The sequence below is a fragment of the Rhodopseudomonas sp. genome, from assembly GCF_013377015.1.
Classification (GTDB): domain Bacteria; phylum Pseudomonadota; class Alphaproteobacteria; order Rhizobiales; family Xanthobacteraceae; genus JARJEH01.
This window is the reverse complement of record NZ_JACABA010000001.1, coordinates 469,794-489,614: the sequence shown is the minus strand read 5'-3', so window position 1 is coordinate 489,614 and position 19,821 is coordinate 469,794. Positions and strand designations below refer to the sequence as shown.

The following is a 19,821-nucleotide window of genomic DNA, read 5'->3' as shown; positions in this document are numbered from 1 at the left end:
GCGATGACGTCGACGTTGGATGCCGAGATGGCGACGGCGGAGGTCGAATCCACCACGGCGTGTTGGAACGGACTAGCAGAGGCATCGCTTGCGCTGTCGCTGTTACCCCCGGCGACCGTTTGCGTCGAGCAGGATCTGATCGATTCATGCAAGCGTTGGTCGCGGCCGCGCCCGGTTTGTCGACACCTTGGCTTGGTGTTGACGACGCGATCTGCCTATCGCTGCATGGTCGCCAGACCTTTTGTCGATGCGATCGCCGAACGAATTGATCTGTCGGACGATGTCCGGGAACGGGCGCATACGGCGCTGCAGGAAGCGGTGATGAACGCGGTGCTGCACGGCAACCTGGAACTCGATTCCGCGTTGCGCGATGACCTTGCCGGGATGGACAAGACCCACGACACTATCGAGCAGCTTTTGCTGAAGCCGCAGGTAGCGCTCAGCGCGATTCGCATCGACGCGATTTGGAATGCCGCCGAACTCCTGATCATGGTGCGCGATAGCGGCAGCGGCTTCGACAAAAAGCTGGTACCGGCGTCGGAGGAATGGTCAGCCGCGGGCCATATCGGCAGCGGCCGGGGTTTCCTGATCCTGGAGGCGTTCTGCGATCGTCTTGCCCTGCTTCGGGGCGGCACCTTGATCAGGTTAGGATTCCATCTATGAGCCAGCCAGTCAACAGCAAGCGGCACGGCGAAGGCATCACCCGGACGCGGACCAGCAAGAGCATCTTCGTCTCGAAGATTCTCGTCGTCGACGACGACCCGTTGTCGTGTCGGCTGCTCGAAGCCATCCTGAAGAAGCATCAGTTTCGCAACCTGCGCTTTGCGGACGGCGGCATTTCGGCATTGGAGCAGATCGATAGTTTTCAGCCCGATTTGGTGTTACTTGACATGCAAATGCCGGATCTCAGCGGCCTGGAAGTGGTCGAGCAGGTCCGGCAACGGCCCGAACTGATCGACATGGCGATCCTGGTGCAGACCGCCACGGTGGACCGCAAAGAAATGGGCGCGTTGTTCATGGCGGGGGTCTCGGACTTCCTGTCCAAGCCGATCAATCCGTCGGAACTGATTTCGCGCGTCGCGGTCCATCTGGAACGTCAAACATTGCTGCGTGAACTGCGCGACTATCGCGGACGCACCTCGCAGGAACTCGAAGCCGCGCAGCGCATGCAATCTGAATTGTTGCCTGGGCGGTTGCTGCAGCAGGAGATCGCCGCAGCGGCGGGGCTGCGGATGGGGTCCTATGCCCGGCCGTCATCGGAGATCGGCGGCGATCTCTGGGGGCTGTTACCTATTGGTCCGGAGGAATTCGGCATCTTCCTGGCGGATTTTGCCGGCCACGGCGTGACCGCGGCGCTCAACACGTTTCGCCTACATGCGCTGATTCACGAATACAGAGCGCTGCATGATGATCCGATCGGGCTCGTGACCATGCTCAACGAACGGCTGGCGCGGCTGCTGCCGCCCGGTCAGTTCGCGACGTTTCTCTACGTCGTCATCAATCACGAAGCGAACTTGCTGAGATTTGTCTCGGCCGGAGCGCCGCCGCCGATCGTGACGAGCGGACTGCGGGGGCCGACGCAGTTCGCGGAGGCCTGCGGCGTACCGCTGGGTGTAGTGCGTGGCGTGGAATACGATTTGCACGAATTGGCGTTCTTGCCGGAATCGAGTTTGCTGCTGTTCAGCGACGGTCTGCCGGAATTCCCGGACGACTACGGCGACCGTATCGGCGAGGATGGGTTGCTGAGGTCGGTGGCGGCCGCGCATCCGGGGCTGACGCCGCATGAAGTCATCGACCACGTCTGCCGCGCGGCGGGGATCGGCAGCGACAGCGCGCTGCCGGACGATACCACGATCGTCTGCATCGACCGCCGCGGCACCGCGGCTGCGCGCTCGTGTCGCGACTGCTTCTTTGACGAGCCGTTGGAATCGCTCGTGCCCGGACTTGCAGAGCTGACGGTCCTGCGAAAGGAGCGGCAATGCTAGCGGATTACGCCGACGAGGAACTGTTCGACGAGGCGCAGATCGGCATGCTTCGGGATGCGGTCGGGCCAGAGGATCTGTTAGCGATGCTGTCGGAACTGCCGCCGGCAGCGGCGAACTCGCTTGCAGCGATCGCTGAAGCGCTGGCCGCGAGCGACGTCGTCCAGGCGCGGCGCTCGGCTCATATCCTCAAAGGCTGCGCCGGCACTTTCGGCGCGGCGCGGCTGGCGGCTATTGCCTGCGAGATCGAACTGGAATTGCCGGCGATTGAGGCGATGCGACAGCGAATGCCGGCCCTGATCGAGGCGCTGGATCGGACCACGGCAGCGCTGCGGCGGGTCGCGGGGGTCACCTCGGAGGATGGGTGTGAGCCGTGAATTGGATTTCGGACGATTTCGAGGGCGATGTCGACGCGAGCGTGCTGGATCGGGAATCGCATCTTCCGATCATCGCCGCCGCCACGCTGTTGATCATTTTGATGGTCGTTGCCGCGATCTTCAACGTCTGGACGTTGCGCGAGCGCGTTGAGCAAAAGACCCAGGCCAGCCTGGGAACGCTGGCACTGGTGATCGCAGAGCAAACATCGCGATCGTTTCAGTCGGTCGATCTGGTGCTACGGGAAATCGGTGACCGCATCGCCGCAAAGCATCCTGACAGCGAGGAGCAGTTGCGAGCCGGCTGGATCGGGGAGGAGCAGCATCGCATCCTCGCTGATCGGGTCTTCGGTCTGCCGCAGGTCGGCAATCTGATCCTCGCCGGCGCCGACGGAATGTTGATCAATAGCTCGGTATCGTGGCCGACGCCGGTGATGTCGATCTCCGAGCGTGAACAATTCCGCCATCACCAGGACCACGACGACGGCGCGCTGTTCATCAGCGAGCCGGTTCAAAGCAAGTTGGACGGCGCCTGGACGCTCTACATGGCGCGGCGCGTCGGTGGCTCGGACGGGCGGTTTCTCGGCGTGGTCCAGGCCGCCGTCAAATTGAAGTATTTCGAGGATTTCTATCGCTCCGTAGCGCTCGGCGAAGGCGGCTCGATCGCTCTGGTTCGGCACGACGGCACCATGCTGGCGCGATTTCCGACGGCAGACATGATCGGCCGCCGGTTCGGCAGCCACAGCGAGCCCGGCCGGGTCGAACGGGACATGGCAAACGGCACCAGCCTGGTCAAGGCCGGACTCGACGGCGTGGTTCGCTACATCGCGCTGCATCGGGTCAGCAATTTCCCGTTGACCGTGTCGACGGCGCTGACCAGGGGGGTGGTACTCGCGCCGTGGCGCGAGGATGCAACGGTCCTGATGTTCGGTGCGGTCGGCGCCGTGGCCGGCGTTCTCATGCTGCTATACGCTCTGGCTCGGAAAATTCGCCGAGGCCGCCAATCCGAACTGCTGCTGAGCCGGCAGAATCTCAAATTCGCGCGCAGCCGTCAGCTGCTGCTCGACGCGCAGCGGATCGGCAAGCTGGGGCACTGGGTTGCGGATGCGACCGGCGACAATGCGGTGTGGTCTCCGCAATTGTTCGAGATCGCCGGGCTGCCGTCGGTTGCCAACGTCCCCTTCGAAACGATGGCTTCGCTCGTCCATCCCGACGATCGCAAGCAGTTCCTGTTCGAGCGTCAGCAAGCGCGGGCGCGTGGCGTCAAGATGATCCATGAGCATCGCTGGGTCCGGCCGGATCAATCGGTCCGCTGGGTCCGGCTGGAAGCGGATCCCCAGATCGGCGCCGATGGCAGCCTCACCGGGACGTTCGGTATTATACAGGACATCACCGAACGCAAGCAGGCCGAGGAAGCGGCGCGCGCCTCCCAGCATTTGCTGTCCGATGCCGTCGAGTCGATATCGCAGGGCTTCGTACTGTACGACAAGGACGACAGGTTCGTACTCACGAACACGCACTTTCGAGAGATGTTTCCAATGCTGGCGGCCCTGATGGTCCCGGGCATGGGCTACGAGGAGATCCTTCGCGCCGCCTACGAAGGCGGCGTGCTGGTCGGTTCCGATGCGGACGGTGTGGAGTTGGAGCCCTGGCTCGCACAAGCGGCGGCCTGGCACAAGGCGACCAACAGGCCGCTGGAGCGGCGCTACCAAGACGGGCGGTGGATCAGGATGGTCGACTACCGAACCTCGGATGGCGGCACCGCCGGGCTGCGGACCGACATCACCGAATTCAAGAACATCGAAGCCGCGCTAGAACAGAAGGTCAACGATCTCGAACTCGTCAGGAATCGCCTCGAAGCCCAGAAGCGGGAGCTGGTGCAGGCGTCGGCCGATCTGACGGTCGCCAAGGAGGCGGCCGAAGCCGCCAGCCGTGCCAAGTCCGACTTCCTGGCGATCATGAGCCACGAAATCCGCACGCCGATGAGCGGCATGGTCGGCATGATCGATCTGCTGCGCGACACACCGCTGACCGGGGAGCAGCAACGCTACACCGCGCTGGCGAAGGAATCCGCCGACGGTCTGCTCAGCGTGACCAACGACATTCTGGACTTCTCGAAGCTGGAAGCCGGCGAACTGAAAGCGGAAACCATCAATTTCGATATCGAGCACCTGATCGGCGGCTCCGCGTCGCTGATGAAGGCGAAGGCCCAGGAGCGGGGTCTGGAGATCAACTCGATCCTGGCGCCCGACCTGCCGAAATGGCTGGTTGGCGATCCAACCCGGATCCGCCAGATCATTCTCAATCTCGTCAACAACGCGATCAAATTCACCGAACATGGGTTTGTGACGGTCTCCGGCTCGCGTCGCGATCTCGGTGACGGAAACATTGAACTGCGGATCGAGGTCGCCGACAGCGGCATCGGAATTACGCCCGAAGTGCAGGCCAAGCTGTTCAACCCGTTCGTGCAGGCCGATACCTCGGTGTCGCGCAAATACGGCGGCACCGGGCTGGGCCTGGCGATCTGCAGGCAACTGTGCGGAATGATGGGCGGCTCGATCGGTGTGCGCAGCGGCTACGATCAGGGCAGCACGTTCTGGTTTGTCGTACAGTGCCGGATTGGCGAAGCCCCGCTGGTCGTCGACAAGGTCGTCGAGCAAGCTGCCGATGGCGACCTGTTTCTCCGCATCCTGGTCGCCGAGGACAGCCCGATCATCGCCACACTGGTTTCCACGTTGTTGACGAAGCGAAGCTGCAGCGCGGACGTCGTCCGCAACGGCCGCCTGGCGGTTTCCGCCGTTCAACAGAAACCCTACGACCTGGTCCTGATGGACGTGCAGATGCCGGAAATGGACGGCATTTCCGCGACCAAGGCGATCCGCGCCTTGCCGGGACCCGAGCGGGATATTCCGATCATCGCGCTGACCGCCAACGCCTTCGTCGGCCAGCGCGAAACGTATTTGGCGGCGGGGATGAACGACTACGTCACCAAGCCGATTCAGCCGACGGCGCTGTTTGCCGCGATCGGCCGTTGCGGCCGACCGGCGCAGCATCGCGTCGTCGAGCACGAGCCCGAACCGAGCTGCTGATATGAGATCCGTCGGCGGTAGTGCTGCGGCATTGACGGCGGCGGATCGAACTATCTGCGGCTCTTGTACGCCGCCAGCGCTTCGCCGAATTTTTCAAACAGGGCGCGATTGATCGGGTTGGTTTGCGGATCGTATTCCGCATGCCATTGCACGCCGAGCGCGAACCCCGCGGCGCCGGCGATCCGGATCGCTTCGATCGTGCCGTCTTCGGCGATGCCCTCGACCACGATCCTTGCGCCGGGGTCGAGGATGCCCTGGCCGTGTAGCGAGTTGACCCTGATCAGCTCGCGACCGAAGAGCTCTGCGAACACGCCGCCCGCCACCAGCCGGACTTCATGGCGGTCGGCGAACACGACTTCGGCATCGGGATGTATCTCGCCGTTTTCCAATCGCGGCATCCGGTGATTCATCCGCCCCGGCAATTCGCGGATCTCCGGATGCAGCGAGCCGCCAAAGGCGACGTTCATTTCCTGAAATCCGCGGCAAATCCCGAACAACGGCACGCCGCGATCGACGCAGGTCCGCACCAGGCTCAACGCCAGCAGGTCGCGGGCGTTGTCGTAGGGTTCGTGGCGCGGATTCGGTTCGGTATTGAAATGGGTCGGATGGACATTGGCGCGTCCACCCGTCAGCAGGATGCCATCCACCAGATCGAGCAGTTCATCGATATCGGTGACGTCGTCCATGCCGGCGAACATCACCGGAAACGCATTTGCGACTTCGTCCACCGCGCGGAGATTGCGCTCCCCGACTTGCTGGACCGCATATCGATTTTCGACGAGATACGAATTCCCGATCACGCCGACCACCGCTCTGCGGGCCATCCGAATCCTCCCTGATGAACTATTGGACCATACAGCCACGGTCGGAAAAATCGAGCGCAACAATGAGCCGCGATGTCGGCTCGCATGGCTGCCGTCTCCGGAACGCAGCCCAGACGCGACGCGGCCGGTGCTGGCGCTTTGAATTGCTCGCCATGAGCGAGAATTGGGCATGACCGCGGGGGCGGGGCGTCTTATGCTGCGAGCGCCACACGGCTTGTTCGTGCCGGCCCGATTGGGCAAAGTGGCCGTCGATTCCTCGCCCGGAGATACACTTTGCAGCGCCTGAGATATCAGACCCGGTCGACTTGGATCATCCAGGTTGCGTCCTCGGCCCCGGAGCGAATGCGTGCCTGAAACCATCGAAGCGATCGTTGCGGCGCATCGCGCCGGAACCCTGACGCCGACGCAAACCGTCGCGCGCAGCTATCAGCGGATTCGCGCCCACGACGATCCGGCGATCTTCATCGCGCTGCGCGACGAGGCCGCGGCGCTGGCGGAGGCCGCGGCGCTTGCGGGTAGGGATCCAGCGCACCTGCCGCTCCACGGCGTTCCGGTCGCGGTGAAGGACAATATCGACGTGCTGGGGCTGCCGACCACCGCGGCCTGTCCCGCCTTTTCCTACCTGCCGTCGTGCGACGCCGGCGCGGTGGCCCGGCTGCGCGCCGCCGGCGCCATCGTGATCGGCAAGACCAATCTTGATCAGTTCGCTACCGGTCTGGTCGGGGTCCGCTCACCCTATGGGATTCCGCGCAATGCAGTTCGCGCCGACCTGATCCCGGGCGGATCGAGTTCGGGGTCAGCGGTCGCGGTGTCCGCCGGCCTGGTGCCGCTGGCGCTCGGCACCGACACCGCGGGGTCCGGCCGGGTTCCGGCGATGCTCAACAACATCGTCGGGCTGAAGCCGAGCCTCGGGCTGATCTCCACCGCCGGTGTGGTGCCGGCCTGCCGGACGCTGGATTGCGTCTCGATCTTTTCACTGACAGTCGACGATGCCATGACCGCGCTGGTGGCGATGGCCGGACCGGATGCCGCCGATCCCTTTTCGCGCGACCGGCCGCTCGCGGCGCTCGGCGCGTTTCCCGGCCAACTCCGGCTCGGTGTGCCGCGTAACGGCCAGTTGTTGTTCTTCGGCGACACGGCCTCGGAGCAAGCTTACGGCGCGGCGCTGCAACGCTGGACCGGGCTCGGCGCCACGCTGGTCGAGTTCGATCTCGAACCGCTCTACGAGACGGCGCGGCTGCTCTATGAGGGGCCATGGGTCGCCGAGCGCTATCTGGTGATCCGCGATCTGCTGGCATCGTCGCCCGACGCGATCCATCCGGTGACCCGCGAGATCACCATTGCGGGCGCACGGTTGTCGGCGGCGGATACTTTCGCGGCGTTGTATCGGCTGCAGGCGCTGCGCAAGAGCGCCGAGCGCGCATTTGCGGCGATCGATGCGCTGGTGCTGCCGACCGCGCCGACCGCCTACACCGTGGCGCAGGTGCTGGCCAATCCGATCGAACTCAACAGCCGGTTAGGTACCTACACCAACTTCGTCAACCTGCTCGACCTCTGCGGCCTGGCGCTGCCGGCGGCGATGCGTGCCGACGGCATCCCGTTCGGCATCACGCTGCTGGCGCCGGCCGGGCAGGACGCGCAGCTCGCCAGCATCGGCCGGGTGTTTCACGCCGATACCGAGCTGACGATGGGCAGCAAGGGCCTGTCGCAGCCGCCGCTTGCGCCGGTTTCGACGGCGGCGCATTCCGACGAGATTCCGATCGCCGTGGTCGGCGCGCATCTGTCAGGCATGGCGCTCAATGGCGAATTGAAGGCGCTGGGCGGGAGACTTCTGCGGCCTGCGACAACCGCGCCGGACTACAAGCTTTACGCGTTGAAAGGCACTACGCCGCCGAAGCCGGGGATGCTGCGGGTCGTGCCGGGCACGGGGGCGGCGATCGCGCTCGAGGTGTGGTCGCTGTCGGCGGCGGCATTCGGCAAATTCGTCGCCGCCATTCCCTCGCCGCTGTCGATCGGCACCATCGCGCTCGCCGACGGCTCCAGCGTCAAGGGATTTCTGGTCGAGGTCGCGGCGATCGATGGGGCTCGCGATATCACGGCGTTCGGCGGCTGGCGCGCATTCATAGTGCAGGCGGCGGCTGCCGAGTGATTGCGTGACGAGCTATACCGACACCGCGTAGATCTCGTATTCGCCGCGCACAAGTTCGATATGCGCACGCATCGCCGCGGCGGCGCCGACGCGGTCACCGCGCATGATCGCCACCACGACGCGGTCGTGTTCGATCTGCGATTTCGCCAGCCGCCCGAGATTGCGGAATTGCGCGCGCCGGAACGGCTGCACCCGGACCCGCGTCGCCAGCGTGATCTCGGCAATGTAGCTGTTCTGCGAACCGGCATAGATCGCGTTGTGGAACCGCTCGTTGACTTCGTGGAAGCGCTCCGGGTTGCCGTCGTAGCTCAGCACCCGCAATTCCTCATGGATCGCTTCGAGCCCGCGCCGCTCCACCGGCGGCATCCGTTCGGCGGCGAGTCCGGCGCACAGCGCCTCGAGCTCGGCCATCGCTTCGAACATCGCGGTCAGCCGTTCCAGCGACGGCCGCGCCACCACCGCGCCGTGATGGGCGCGCGATTCCACTAGGCCCGAAGCCGCGAGCTGCCGCAGCGCTTCGCGGACCGGTGTGCGCGAGACGTTGAAGCGCTGCGCCAGTTCGGTCTCGTCGAGTGCAGCGCCGGGCGCCAGCGCGCCGCGCACGATGTCATCGGCGATCTGCAGCCGCAACTCCTCGGCGCGGGTGATCTTGCCGGATGCGACCGGCGGCCGATCGACCCGGCGGATCGGTTCGCCCTTCGGGCGCGGCCGTTCGGCGCGGCGTTGCAGCAGCATGTCGTCGAAGCTCATGTCGGGTCTCGCGGTTCGTCGATGATGCTCACATGCGCCGCGACGATGCGCCAGCCCTCCGAAAAGCGTATCCAGGTCTGCATCTGCCGTCCGACCCGGCCCGGCGCCGAGTCACGGTAGAACAACGTCGAGGCCACCGCAGTGTCGCGGCCATAGCTGGTGATCACCGTCTTGGCGGTGCGGCGCATCAGTCCGGCCGGCGAGCGCGCGGCGCGGAACGCCTGGATCGCCTCATAGCCGTAGAGATTTTCGCCGACGCCGTAGCGCAGCGTGCGCGGATCGTCGCGAAACAATTGGCCGAGCGTGGCGGTGTCGTTGCCGACCAGCGCCGCCTCGTAGCGGGCGAATTCGGCGCCGACTTCGGCGAGCACGTCGGGCAGGTCGATCTCCATCTCAAAACCCCTTCGGCCGCGGGGCCAAGGCGACGCCGGCACGCTCCAGCGCAAAGGCCACCCGCAGCGCCAGATCCTCGCGCCACGGTGCGGCGATGATCTGCACGCCGATCGGCATCGGCTGCAGCGGAATCGGCGCCGCCACCACCGGTAGGCCGATGAAGGAAATCGGCTGGGTGTGGATACCGATATTGGCGCGGACCGGGAGTTCGACGCCGTCGAGCATGAAGGTCTGTTGTCCGAGTTGCGGTGCGACGCAGGGCGTCGCCGGCGCGATGATGACGTCGATGTCATTGAATAGTTCCAACACGCGGGCGCGATACCAGCGGCGGAATTTCTGCGCGCGGTCGATCAGTGGTGCCGGGATCATCGCGCCGGCCAGCAAGCGGTCGCGTACCGCCGGATCGAAATCGTTCGGCCGCGTGCGCAGCCGGTCGAGATGCAGTGAGGCGCCTTCGGTGGTGGTGATCACATAGGCTGCCGCGCGGGCGCGGGCGACTTCCGGCAATTCAACCGTTCGGGTGACGCCGAGTGTGGTGCCGACGCGGGCGACGGCCTCGCGCGCCTCGGCGAACAGATTCTTCTCGAAGTAACCGCCGGCCAGCGCGATCCGCAAGCCGCCGATGTCCAGCGCGAGCAACGGCGTCACCGGCTCGATCGCGCGGGCCGAGCAGGCGGCGTCCTCGGCGTCGGGGCCCTGCATCGCGTCATAGCTGAGCGCGAGATCCTCGACGCTGCGGGCGAACGGTCCGAGATGATCGAAGCTGGCGACGAACGGAAACGAACGCGCCCGCGACAATCGTCCATAGGTCGGCTTCAAGCCGAAAATGCCGCAGAACGACGACGGCACCCGGATCGAGCCGTTGGTGTCGGAACCCAGCGCCAACGGCACCAGCCCGCCGCCGACCGCGCTGCCGGAGCCGCCGGAGGAACCGCCGGACATCCGGGTCGGATCGTGCGGATTGCGCGACGGTCCATCATGCACGTTCTCGCCGGTGAAGTCGTAGGCGTATTCGCCCATGTTGAGCGCGCCGACCAGCACGGCGCCGGCGGCTTCCATCCGCTCGATCAGCGTGGCGTCGCGTAGCGAGGCCGGCCGGTCGCGGTTGATCTTCGATCCGGCGCGGGTCGAAAGGCCGGCGATGTCGAACAGGTTCTTGACGGCGAACGGCACTCCGGCGAGCGGCCCCACGTTCTCGCCGCCCGCCAGCGTCGCGTCGATCGCGCGCGCGCGCTGCCGGGCGCGTTCGGCGACGATGTCGGTAAAGGAATTTAGCACGCCATCATGCGCGGCGATCCGTGCCAGCGCCGCTTCGGTGGCGGCGAGCGCCGACAGTTTGCGGCCCGCGACCGCTTGCGCGATCTGTGATGCCGAAAGCCAGTCGCTGCTGGCGTCGCGATCAGGCTGCAAAGACACTGGCGGGCTCGATCTCGTCGGGAAGGGGGAACTCGTCGACCAGCCGCGCCAGCCGCAGCGACACTTCCAGATTGGCGCGCACCGCTGGCTTCCATTGCGGCTCGATCGGCAGCGCCAACGCGGCCGCGACGGCGTCGATGTAGTTGTCCAGAGGTTCGGCCACGCTCATTTCTTTCTCATCGTCCTTCAGTGCACCGGCAGCGGCGGATGCGGGATCGCCGTCAGCAGTTCCTTGGTGTAGGCGTCCTGCGGCGCCCCGAGGACGCGCTCCGACGGTCCCTCCTCGACGATTCGGCCGCTGCGCATTACGATGACACGATCGCACAGCAGGCGCACCACATTCAAATCGTGTGACACGAACAGATAGCTCATCCCAATCGATTGCTTGAGGTCCTGCAGCAAGTTCAGCACCACCGCCTGCACCGAGACGTCCAGCGCCGCGGTCGGCTCGTCGAGGATCACCAGTTTGGGCCGCAGCGCGATGGCGCGGGCGATGCCGACGCGGGCCTTCTGGCCGCCGGACAATTGATGCGGAAAGCGGTCGAGCAGGTTCAGCGGCAGGCCGACCTGGCGGGCGAGGTCCTCGCATTTGTCGCGCAGCGCGTCGCGGCCCTTGATATCGTCGAGCTGCATGATCGGATCGGCGATCGCGCGCGCCGCGGTGAAGCGCGGATTGAGGCTGTCGGTCGGATCCTGGAACACCATCTGGATCGATTTGCGTAAGGGCAGCCGCGCGAAGGCGTTGGGCATGATGGCGCCGATCTCGTCGCCGTCGAACACGATCCGGCCGGAGGTCTGGTCCAGCAGCCGCATCACCATCATCGAGGTGGTCGACTTGCCGCAGCCGGACTCGCCGACCAGGCCGACGCTCTCGCCATGGCCGACCGAGAAGCTGATGCCGTCGACCGCGCGGAATGTCTCCGGCTCGACCGCGGGCGAGCGCGAGAACAATTTGCTCAGCAGCGCGGTCGCGCCCTGGCGCGGATATTCCTTCACCAGCTTTTCGACGAGGAGGAGTGGAGCCTGTTCGCTGTTGGCGGCGCTACGGTCGGGCATGACGGTGGCGTCAGCCGAGGCCTGCTCCCTCGCCCCGCTTGCGGGGAGAGGGGTGGGGTGAGGGGGCGGCTCGGCTGGTTCAGACGCGGCGTTCTGCGGAGATGCCCCCTTACCCGACGCGCTGCGCGCGTCGACCTCTCCCCGCGCGCGGGGAGAGGTTAAGAGCGCGGCGCGGTCCAGCGCGGCGGCTTCGTCCTCCGGCAACAGATCGCGCAGGGTCACGCCGAGCCGCGGCGTCGCGCGCATCAGCTTCTTGGTGTAGGGATGCTGCGGATTGGCGAAGATGTCGGCCGACAGCGCGGTCTCGACCACGCGGCCCTTTTCCATCACCACCACGCGATCGCAATAGGCCGCGGCCAACCCGAGATCGTGGGTGATCAGGATCGTCGACATGCCGCGGCTCTTGGTCAGCTCGACGATCAGGTCCATCACCGCCTTTTGCGTCGTGACATCGAGCCCGGTGGTCGGTTCATCGGCGATCAAGAGTTGCGGATTGCAGGCCAGCGCCAGCGCGATCACCACGCGCTGGCACATCCCACCGGACAATTCGAACGGATAGGCGTGGTAGCGCTCGCGCGGACGGGCGATCTTCACTGCCTGCAGCGCCTCGATCGCCTTCTCGCCGCGGTCGGTCGAAGTGGATTGCACGTGCTGGCGCAGCACGTCCTCGATCTGGTCGCCGACCTTGCGGATCGGATTCAGGGCCGCGCGCGGGTTCTGGAAGATCATCGAGATTTCGCGACCGCGCAGATCGCGCATCTGGTCTTCGGTCGCGGTCTTGACGTCCATGCCGCCGAACATCACCGAGCCCTCGGCGATCCGGCCGGCGCGATCGAGAATCCGCATCACCGCGTAGGAGGTCACCGACTTGCCGGAGCCGGATTCGCCGACGATGCCCAGCGTCTCGCCCTTGGCGACGCTGATGTCGACATGCTGCACCGCCTTGACGATGCCGCGCCGCGTGGCGAATTCGACGGTGAGATCGCGGACGTCGAGCAAGGGCTGCGCGGTCATGGGTTCGCCTCCACACAACAGTTGTCACCCCCGGGGGGGTCCATCGCTCTTGGAAGAATTTCTCGCGAAAGGGGATGGATGGTCGGGTCAAGCCCGGCCATGACGAAGGTGGATGTGGCTGCGTTGTGCCCCATCCTCACGTCCTCCGCTGCGGATCGAAGATGTCGCGCAATCCGTCGCCGAGCAGGTTGAAGCAGAACACCGCGATCATCAGCGCCAGGCCCGGAAACAGCGCGATCCACCATTCGCCCGACACCATGAAGGCGGCGCCTTCGGCGACCATGATGCCCCATTCGGGGGTCGGCGGCCGGACGCCGAGGCCGATGAATGACAGGCCCGCGGCGTTGAGAATCGCGTAGCCCATGGTCAGCGACATCTGCACGATCATGATCGGCATGATGTTGGGCAAAATATGCACGAGCAGGATGCGGAATTCGCCGTTGCCTGACAATCGCGCCGCCTGCACGAAGCCGGCGTCGCGGCGCACATTGGCCTCGGCGCGGGCGACTCTTGCGTAGAGCGGGAAGTTCACGATCGCGGTGGCGATGACGATGTTCTGCACGGTGTTGCCGAGCGCCGCGACGATGCCCATCGCCAGCACGAACAGCGGAAACGCCATGATGGTGTCGGCGATCCGGCCGACGATGCGGTCGGTCCAGCCGCCGAAATAGCCCGCCGCGATGCCGGCGAAGCCGCCCATCACGAACACCAGCACCACCGACGCCACCGCGATGAAGGTGTCGAGCCGGGTCGCGACGATGACGCGGCTGAAGATGTCGCGGCCGAGCTGATCGGTGCCGAACCAGTGCGCCGCCGACGGCGGCTTCAGCGCCTGCGCGGTGTCGCTGGCCAGCGGATCGTAGGGCACCACAGTGGGACCGAACAGCGCCGCGAAGGCGATCACCACCAGCAGGGCGAAGGCGAAGGCGGTGACCCGGTTCTCGCCCAGCACATAGCGGGTGTGTTCGAAAATGGCGGCGAGGCCGGAGGTCCGCGCCGGCGGCACCGGATCGATCAGCGGGGGCGCGACAGTGCTCATCGTGACAACCTCACCCTTCCAGCCGGACGCGCGGATCGATCACCCCGTAGAGAATGTCGATCGTCAGATTGAGCAGCACATACATCACCGCCATGGTCAGCACGAAGCCCTGCACCGGCGCGAAGTCGGAGGAGATCAGCGCCTCGACCGCGTAGGAGCCGATCCCGGGCCAGGCGAACACCTTCTCCACCAGCACATTGGCGCCGAGCAGGAACGAGAACACCATGCTGAGCGTGGTGATCACCGGCAGCATGGCGTTGCGAAACGCGTAGGTGACGATCACCTTGGTGGGCGACAATCCGCTGGCGCGCGCGGTGCGGACGAAATCCGACGACAACACCGCCAGCATCGACGCGCGCGTCATCCGGGCGATCGGCGCCAGCGAGAAGATCGCCAGCGTCAGCGCCGGCAGGATCAACTGGCTGAAGGCGGAGCGGAAGGTCTCCAGATCGCGCGCGATCAGCGCGTCGATCAGGTAGAAGCCGGTGACCGCCGGCGGCGCCGAGTAGAACACGTCGAGCCGGCCGAGCGGGGCCGGCGACCAGCCGAGCTTGAAATAGAAGATGTAGACCAGCACAAGGCCGGTGAAGAACACCGGCAGCGACACCCCGGCCGTCGTCGTGATCCGACACAGATGGTCGATCCACGACCCCGGCCTGGTGGCGGCGAGCACGCCGAGCGGGATCGCGATCACGATCGAGATGACGAGACCGAGCAGCGTCAATTCGGCGGAGGCGGGCAGGCGGTTGCGGATTTCGGTCGCCACCGGTTGGCCGGTGGTCAGCGAATTGCCGAAATCGCCATGGGCGAGATCGATGGTGTAGCGAAAGAATTGTTCGATCAGCGGGCGGTCGAGCCCGAGCTTCTTGCGGATCTGCTCGACCGCGACCTTGTCGGCGGCGGGGCCGGCGAAATACGCCGCCGGATCGCCGGGCAGCGCGCGGGTCAGCAGGAAGGTCACGATCACGACCCCGATCAGGCTCGGGATCGCGAACATCAGGCGCTTGCCGATCATGGTCAGCATGGGCGTGCTCCAGCTCGCAGAGAGGATGTCGTCGAGTCGTGACCGATGCGCGATCGGCTTCCCTCCCCCCTGTGGGGAGGGTCGGCCGAGCAAGCGGGCTGCGCGTAGCGCAGTTGGCGCGCGGAGGTCGGGGTGGGGGTGCCGCGGGCACTGCGCTGGTGGAGACCCCCACCCGGCCCGGCTTCGCTGCGCTTCGACGGGCCACCCTCCCCACAAGGGGGAGGGTGAAGCGGCCGTGCCCCGCCGCCCATCGTCGTTACGCCTTGACCATCGCGCGATAATCGAGCCGGCGGTGGAACCAGTATTGATAGCCGGAGACGTTCTTCTGCATCGCGACGTTGACATAGGGCTGATACAGCGGGATCCGCGGGATATCGGCGAACGCCAGATCGACGAAGCCCTTGACGTCCTTGTCGTAGGCCGCGGTGTCGCCGTTCGCGGCGGCGGTGACGGCGCCGTCGATGAAGGCGTCCATCTGCTTCGACTGGTAGTTCATGGTGTTGAAGATCGAATTCTTGCCGTGATAGCACCAGATGAAAAAGTACTCCGGATAATCGAGCCAGCCGGAGAACACGTTGGTGTAGAGCGGCAGCACCTTCTTGTTCAGTTCGGTGCGCCAGTTGGCGCCCGGAATCTTGTTGATGGTGACCTTGATGCCGACCTGGGCGAGGCTTTCCTGCACCAGGATGCAGAGCGGTTCGTTGACGCCGGCGAAGCCGAGGTCGAACGAAATCGTGGTCTCGAAGCCGTTCGGGAATCCGGCCTCGGCCAGCAGCGCCTTGGCCTTGGCGATGTCGGTGTTGAACTTGTGCGGTTGCGGCCAGGCCACCTCGGTGGGCTTGTCGGCGGCGGCGCCGAACATCGGCTTCGACAGGCCAAACAGCACGGCGTCCATGATCTTCTGGTAGGGCAGCGCGTAGGCGACGGCCTGTCTGACCTTCGGGTTGTCGAACGGCGGGATCGTGACGTTCATGCCGATGTACTGGATGCCGTTCGAATAGGGCGTCGACACGATGTTGAGCTTGCCGGATTCCTTCAGCTCGACGAAATCCTTGTTCGGCAGGTCGTAGGAGACGTCGGCGTCGCCGCGCTCCAGCAGGGCGCGGCGGTTGCCGGCCTGCGGCACCATCCGCCAGATTACCCGCTTGATCTTCGGCAGCGGGCCGCCGACCCAGTCGTCGTTGCGCTCCATCACCACTTCGGTGCCGGCGGTCCATTTCGTCACCTTGTAGGCGCCGGAGCCCGCGGTCTGCTGCTTGGTGTAGTCCAGCCCCCAGGGGTCCTTCTCGGTGGCGTTCTTCTTCACCAGTTCGGAATTGACCACGCAGGGCACGATCACGGCGAGATCGGGGATCGTCAGCCGGTCCTTCTTGATGAAATCGACCCGCACGGTGTGATCGTCGACGACGACGAATTGTTCCGGCTTGGTCAGCGATCCGGCGGCCATCTGGAAGGTCGGAAAGCCGCCGACGCTGACCGCGCGGTCGAGCGACCATTTGACGTCCTTGGCGGTGATAGGCGTGCCGTCGTGGAAGGTGGCCTTCTTCTTCAGCTTGAAGGTCGCCGACATGTCGCCGACATTCATGTCCTCGGCGAGTTCCGGCTTGAACTTGTCGCGGTCGTAATACGGCACGCCGCCGGGGCCGGCCTTCATCTCGTGGCTGATCAGCCGGTCGTAGCAATTCCACGACACTTCGTAGCCGGGCACGTTGGTGCCGATGCCGTGAATGTCGAGATTGTTGGGGCCGCTCTCCGAGACGATCAGCAGCGTCTCCGAGCGGGCGTCCGCCTTGGCGGCGGACCAGATCGCGGGCGCCGGAACCATGGCGCCGGCAGCGATGCCGGAAACTGATTTGAGAAAATCGCGACGCTTCATCGGGGCGCTCCAGGGCACGGGTGGATCGGCTCGGGAACAACACTCGCAAGCATCGTGCCAAATCCTAACGGACCGGAAACTGTCGGCTAGCTGATTGATTTATCGATAGAATCGGCAGATGCCGAGGCCGAGCCGCGGACCGGCCGCGTCAGTTAAATTGCATACAAAGAGCCAGAATTGATGAAAATATATGCGAAACTGCCTCGGTGCCAATTCGCTTGCGGCGCGCAAGCCGAGTCTGCGTGGTCAGATCGGAATGGAATGCGGGCTGAGAATCTTCGCGGCGCTGGCCGCACCCGGCTCCAAACTCGACGATGCGCGAGGTGCCGTTCGAGCGGCAAGTTACGCCGCGTGCAATTCATGGCGCGGTCATCTCGAACGACGCCGGATCGCGAACGAGATCAAGCCGGATCGATCATCGGAAATGATAAAACGAAAACAGGCGGCGAGGCTCTCCTCGCCGCCTGCGATGCGTGTGAGCGATTTGCGATCAGTTGACCTTGGCGGCCTCCGGTCGCGGTGCCGCGGACGCCGTATAGACGACCTTGTCGTTTGCGACCTTGGACTCCAACGCCGCCGGCCGGACAGCCGGCTTCTGGCTGCGGTAGATCTCGAACGCGTACCAGGCGGCAATCGCGACCGCGACCAGGCCAACCTGGCTTGCCGGCAGGATCAGCGACAGCGCGATCAGGACCACCGCAAAGGTGGCCGCTTTCACGACGCTGTCTCGGTCATTGAAGATGCCGCCGAAGCGGTCCCAGTTTTCGCCTTTCCAGAGCGGCGCCGTCAGCCGATCGAGACCAAATCTGGTCCAGGCTCCATTGAATCCGAGCCTGCGAGCCCAGAGCAGATACAGGGCGATCGAAAACACCAGCAAGGATGCCACGGCGCCTACCGGGCCTGCTGCGTAGCCAATAACCACGACGAGCGCGGCTGTGAATGCAATGATCCAGTATTGCATCTGCTTACCCATTTCACCCCCGGAAGGGTGCCTTTCAAATTTGATTCGAGGCTATTAGTAGCCAAGTTAATTATGGACTGTTTTCGTTGGATGCGCCGCAAAAATTTGGCTAGCTAGTCGTAGTATCTACTTCGAACGGTAACCGGTGCGGGATTTTGCCCGTTGATAGCCTGCAAATCGACCGGCCTTAACCGATATCGGTCACGGCATCGGTGCCGGTACCAGCCAGTCGCTGCTCAGCGGCGGCGATCTTGGCGTTGCGCAATCGCTTCGCCTCACGGCTTCCCATGAACGGCGTGCCTAGCTTCCGCGCCTTGACCAGCACCGACGATTGCGCCCGCTTCAGCGCGGCCGCCGCCCGGATCGGAGACGCGCCGGTTGCAACCAAGGCCTTCAGCTGCGCGACCTGTTCGTCGTCCCAGGGTTTGCAGGAATTTGATTTGAATTGATTCATCATCTGTCAGTTTCCCGAATCCAAAATTCGTCTTGCAGTGATCGTCCGAATTCGATCCAGCGCCGCTCTAGTTCGGTGGGCGCTGCTCCTCGGAACTCGAAAATGTTGCGATTCAATTTCCAACCATTATGAAAGTTCCCGCACTCCCACAGTGGCTTTTGTCCGGTGGCGGACAAAATCGGGCGCGGTGCGCCGACGCTAGACCCGCGGTTCGGGTCGTGTGCCGCGGTAACAGGGTTGCGCGCCGCGCGCTCGATCACCGCAGGTTGTTGCGGCCGATATGTTGGCGGCTGTCGCAAACCGGTCATGTGCGCGCGTTAGGGGTGCGGTTAGGATGCGGCGCTGTTGCCGCCGCTACATGGTTCGATCACCCGGGGAAACGCCTAATGAAGATCACTCGCGCAGTTGCGGCGCTGTTGGCGCTGTCGTTTGTCGCCGCGTCACAGCCGGCACGCGCCGCCGATGTGATCTGCTACAATTGTCCGCCGCAATGGGCCGACTGGGCGTCGATGTTGAAGGCGATCAAGACCGATCTGAACTACGACATTCCGCACGACAACAAGAATTCCGGCCAGGCGCTGGCGCAGATCATGGCCGAGAAGGCCAATCCGGTCGGCGACATCGGCTATTTCGGCGTCACCTTCGGCATCAAGGCCAAGGCCGAGGACGTGCTGGAGCCGTACAAGCCGGCGCATTGGGATCAGGTCGATGCCGGCCTCAAGGATCCGGACGGCTATTGGACCACGATCCATTCCGGCACGCTCGGCCTGTTCGTCAACAAGGACGCGCTCGGCGGCAAGGAAGTGCCGAAGTGCTGGAAGGATCTGTTGAAGCCGGACTACAAAGGCATGGTCGGTTATCTCGATCCGTCCTCGGCGGCGGTGGGCTATGTCGGCGCGGTCGCGGTCAACCTGTCGCTCGGCGGTTCGGCGCAGGACTTCTCGCCGGCGGTGGCGTTCTTCAAGGAACTGCACAAGAACGATCCGATCGTGCCGAAGCAGACCTCCTACGCGCGGGTGGTGTCGGGCGAAATCCCGATCCTGTTCGATTATGATTTCAATGCCTATCGCGCGAAATATGCCGAGAAGGGCAATTTCGAATTCGTCATCCCGTGCGAGGGTTCGGTGAGTTTCCCCTATGTCGTCGGTCTGGTGAAGAACGCCCCCGACAAGGAAAAGGCCAAGAAGGTGATCGACTATCTGTTGTCGGACAAGGGTCAGGCGATCTGGACCAACGCCTATCTGCGACCGGCGCGCCAGATCGAATTGCCCGAAGCCGTCAAGGCCAAGTTCCTGCCGGACGCCGACTATGCCCGCGCCAAGAGCGTCGACTGGGGCCTGATGGAAACCGCGCAGAAGGGGTTCGTCGACCGCTATCTCGCCGAAGTCCGCTGATGCATATTGCGCCCCGGCCAATTCAG

At 64.6% G+C, this 19,821-nt stretch carries 17 protein-coding genes; 6 read left to right on the top strand and 11 right to left on the bottom strand.

The genetic code is table 11. From position 1 onward, the window contains the following. The first annotated feature begins 3 nt into the window (after window positions 1-3). Genes HXX15_RS02345 through HXX15_RS02330 form a run of 4 tightly spaced genes read left to right on the top strand, consistent with a single transcriptional unit; the run spans window position 4 to window position 5,445 of the window. On the top strand, window positions 4-663 hold the full coding sequence (locus HXX15_RS02345; RefSeq protein ID WP_366558552.1) for an ATP-binding protein: 660 nt from the start codon (window positions 4-6) through the stop codon (window positions 661-663). Then, complete coding sequence (locus HXX15_RS02340; RefSeq protein ID WP_296512227.1) at window positions 660-1,985, top strand: PP2C family protein-serine/threonine phosphatase; 1,326 nt, start codon at window positions 660-662, stop codon at window positions 1,983-1,985. Before HXX15_RS02345 ends, HXX15_RS02340 begins: the two co-directional genes overlap by 4 nt. Next, window positions 1,979-2,359, top strand: coding sequence for an Hpt domain-containing protein (locus HXX15_RS02335; protein WP_296512226.1), 381 nt, complete (start codon window positions 1,979-1,981; stop codon window positions 2,357-2,359). Before HXX15_RS02340 ends, HXX15_RS02335 begins: the two co-directional genes overlap by 7 nt. Next, window positions 2,356-5,445 (top strand): ATP-binding protein, encoded by a 3,090-nt coding sequence (locus HXX15_RS02330; RefSeq protein WP_296512224.1) that lies wholly within the window; start codon window positions 2,356-2,358, stop codon window positions 5,443-5,445. Before HXX15_RS02335 ends, HXX15_RS02330 begins: the two co-directional genes overlap by 4 nt. A 50-nt stretch (window positions 5,446-5,495) precedes the next feature. Here HXX15_RS02330 and HXX15_RS02325 read toward each other — a convergent pair whose 3' ends face one another. Continuing rightward, complete coding sequence (locus HXX15_RS02325) at window positions 5,496-6,269, bottom strand: gamma-glutamyl-gamma-aminobutyrate hydrolase family protein (protein WP_296514775.1); 774 nt, start codon at window positions 6,267-6,269, stop codon at window positions 5,496-5,498. Between the two features lie 346 nt (window positions 6,270-6,615). Between HXX15_RS02325 and atzF the strand changes: the two genes are divergently transcribed. Next, complete coding sequence (atzF, locus tag HXX15_RS02320; protein ID WP_366558551.1) at window positions 6,616-8,418, top strand: allophanate hydrolase; 1,803 nt, start codon at window positions 6,616-6,618, stop codon at window positions 8,416-8,418. A gap of 12 nt (window positions 8,419-8,430) precedes the next feature. On the opposite strand, the gene HXX15_RS02315 is transcribed toward atzF, so the two are convergent. The 10 genes from HXX15_RS02315 to HXX15_RS02270 form a co-directional block, all read right to left on the bottom strand. Continuing rightward, complete coding sequence (locus HXX15_RS02315) at window positions 8,431-9,168, bottom strand: GntR family transcriptional regulator (RefSeq protein ID WP_296512220.1); 738 nt, start codon at window positions 9,166-9,168, stop codon at window positions 8,431-8,433. Continuing rightward, complete coding sequence (gene hpxZ / locus HXX15_RS02310) at window positions 9,165-9,560, bottom strand: oxalurate catabolism protein HpxZ (protein ID WP_296512219.1); 396 nt, start codon at window positions 9,558-9,560, stop codon at window positions 9,165-9,167. Before hpxZ ends, HXX15_RS02315 begins: the two co-directional genes overlap by 4 nt. A gap of 1 nt (window position 9,561) precedes the next feature. After that, a complete protein-coding gene (locus tag HXX15_RS02305; protein WP_296512217.1) occupies window positions 9,562-10,977 on the bottom strand; it encodes an AtzE family amidohydrolase in 1,416 nt (471 codons plus the stop codon). After that, window positions 10,961-11,140 (bottom strand): DUF4089 domain-containing protein, encoded by a 180-nt coding sequence (locus HXX15_RS02300; RefSeq protein WP_296512215.1) that lies wholly within the window; start codon window positions 11,138-11,140, stop codon window positions 10,961-10,963. Before HXX15_RS02300 ends, HXX15_RS02305 begins: the two co-directional genes overlap by 17 nt. A gap of 23 nt (window positions 11,141-11,163) precedes the next feature. Beyond that, window positions 11,164-13,047 carry an ABC transporter ATP-binding protein gene (locus tag HXX15_RS02295; RefSeq protein ID WP_296512212.1) on the bottom strand — a complete coding sequence of 628 codons (1,884 nt, stop codon included), beginning with the start codon at window positions 13,045-13,047 and terminating at the stop codon, window positions 11,164-11,166. 136 nt (window positions 13,048-13,183) lie between these two features. Next, on the bottom strand, window positions 13,184-14,086 hold the full coding sequence (locus HXX15_RS02290; RefSeq protein ID WP_296512211.1) for an ABC transporter permease: 903 nt from the start codon (window positions 14,084-14,086) through the stop codon (window positions 13,184-13,186). A gap of 10 nt (window positions 14,087-14,096) precedes the next feature. After that, window positions 14,097-15,110: an ABC transporter permease gene (locus HXX15_RS02285; RefSeq protein WP_296512208.1), complete on the bottom strand. Its 1,014-nt coding sequence runs from the start codon at window positions 15,108-15,110 to the stop codon at window positions 14,097-14,099. 256 nt (window positions 15,111-15,366) lie between these two features. Next, window positions 15,367-16,986, bottom strand: coding sequence for an ABC transporter substrate-binding protein (locus HXX15_RS02280; RefSeq protein ID WP_296512206.1), 1,620 nt, complete (start codon window positions 16,984-16,986; stop codon window positions 15,367-15,369). Between the two features lie 490 nt (window positions 16,987-17,476). Next, a complete protein-coding gene (locus HXX15_RS02275; protein ID WP_296512204.1) occupies window positions 17,477-17,947 on the bottom strand; it encodes a hypothetical protein in 471 nt (156 codons plus the stop codon). A 187-nt stretch (window positions 17,948-18,134) separates the two neighbouring features. After that, a complete protein-coding gene (locus HXX15_RS02270) occupies window positions 18,135-18,404 on the bottom strand; it encodes a hypothetical protein (protein WP_296512202.1) in 270 nt (89 codons plus the stop codon). Window positions 18,405-18,787: 383 nt separating this feature from the next. Here HXX15_RS02270 and HXX15_RS02265 point away from each other — a divergent pair, with 383 nt between their 5' ends. Beyond that, window positions 18,788-19,795: an ABC transporter substrate-binding protein gene (locus tag HXX15_RS02265; RefSeq protein WP_296512200.1), complete on the top strand. Its 1,008-nt coding sequence runs from the start codon at window positions 18,788-18,790 to the stop codon at window positions 19,793-19,795. The last annotated feature ends 26 nt before the right edge of the window (window positions 19,796-19,821 follow it).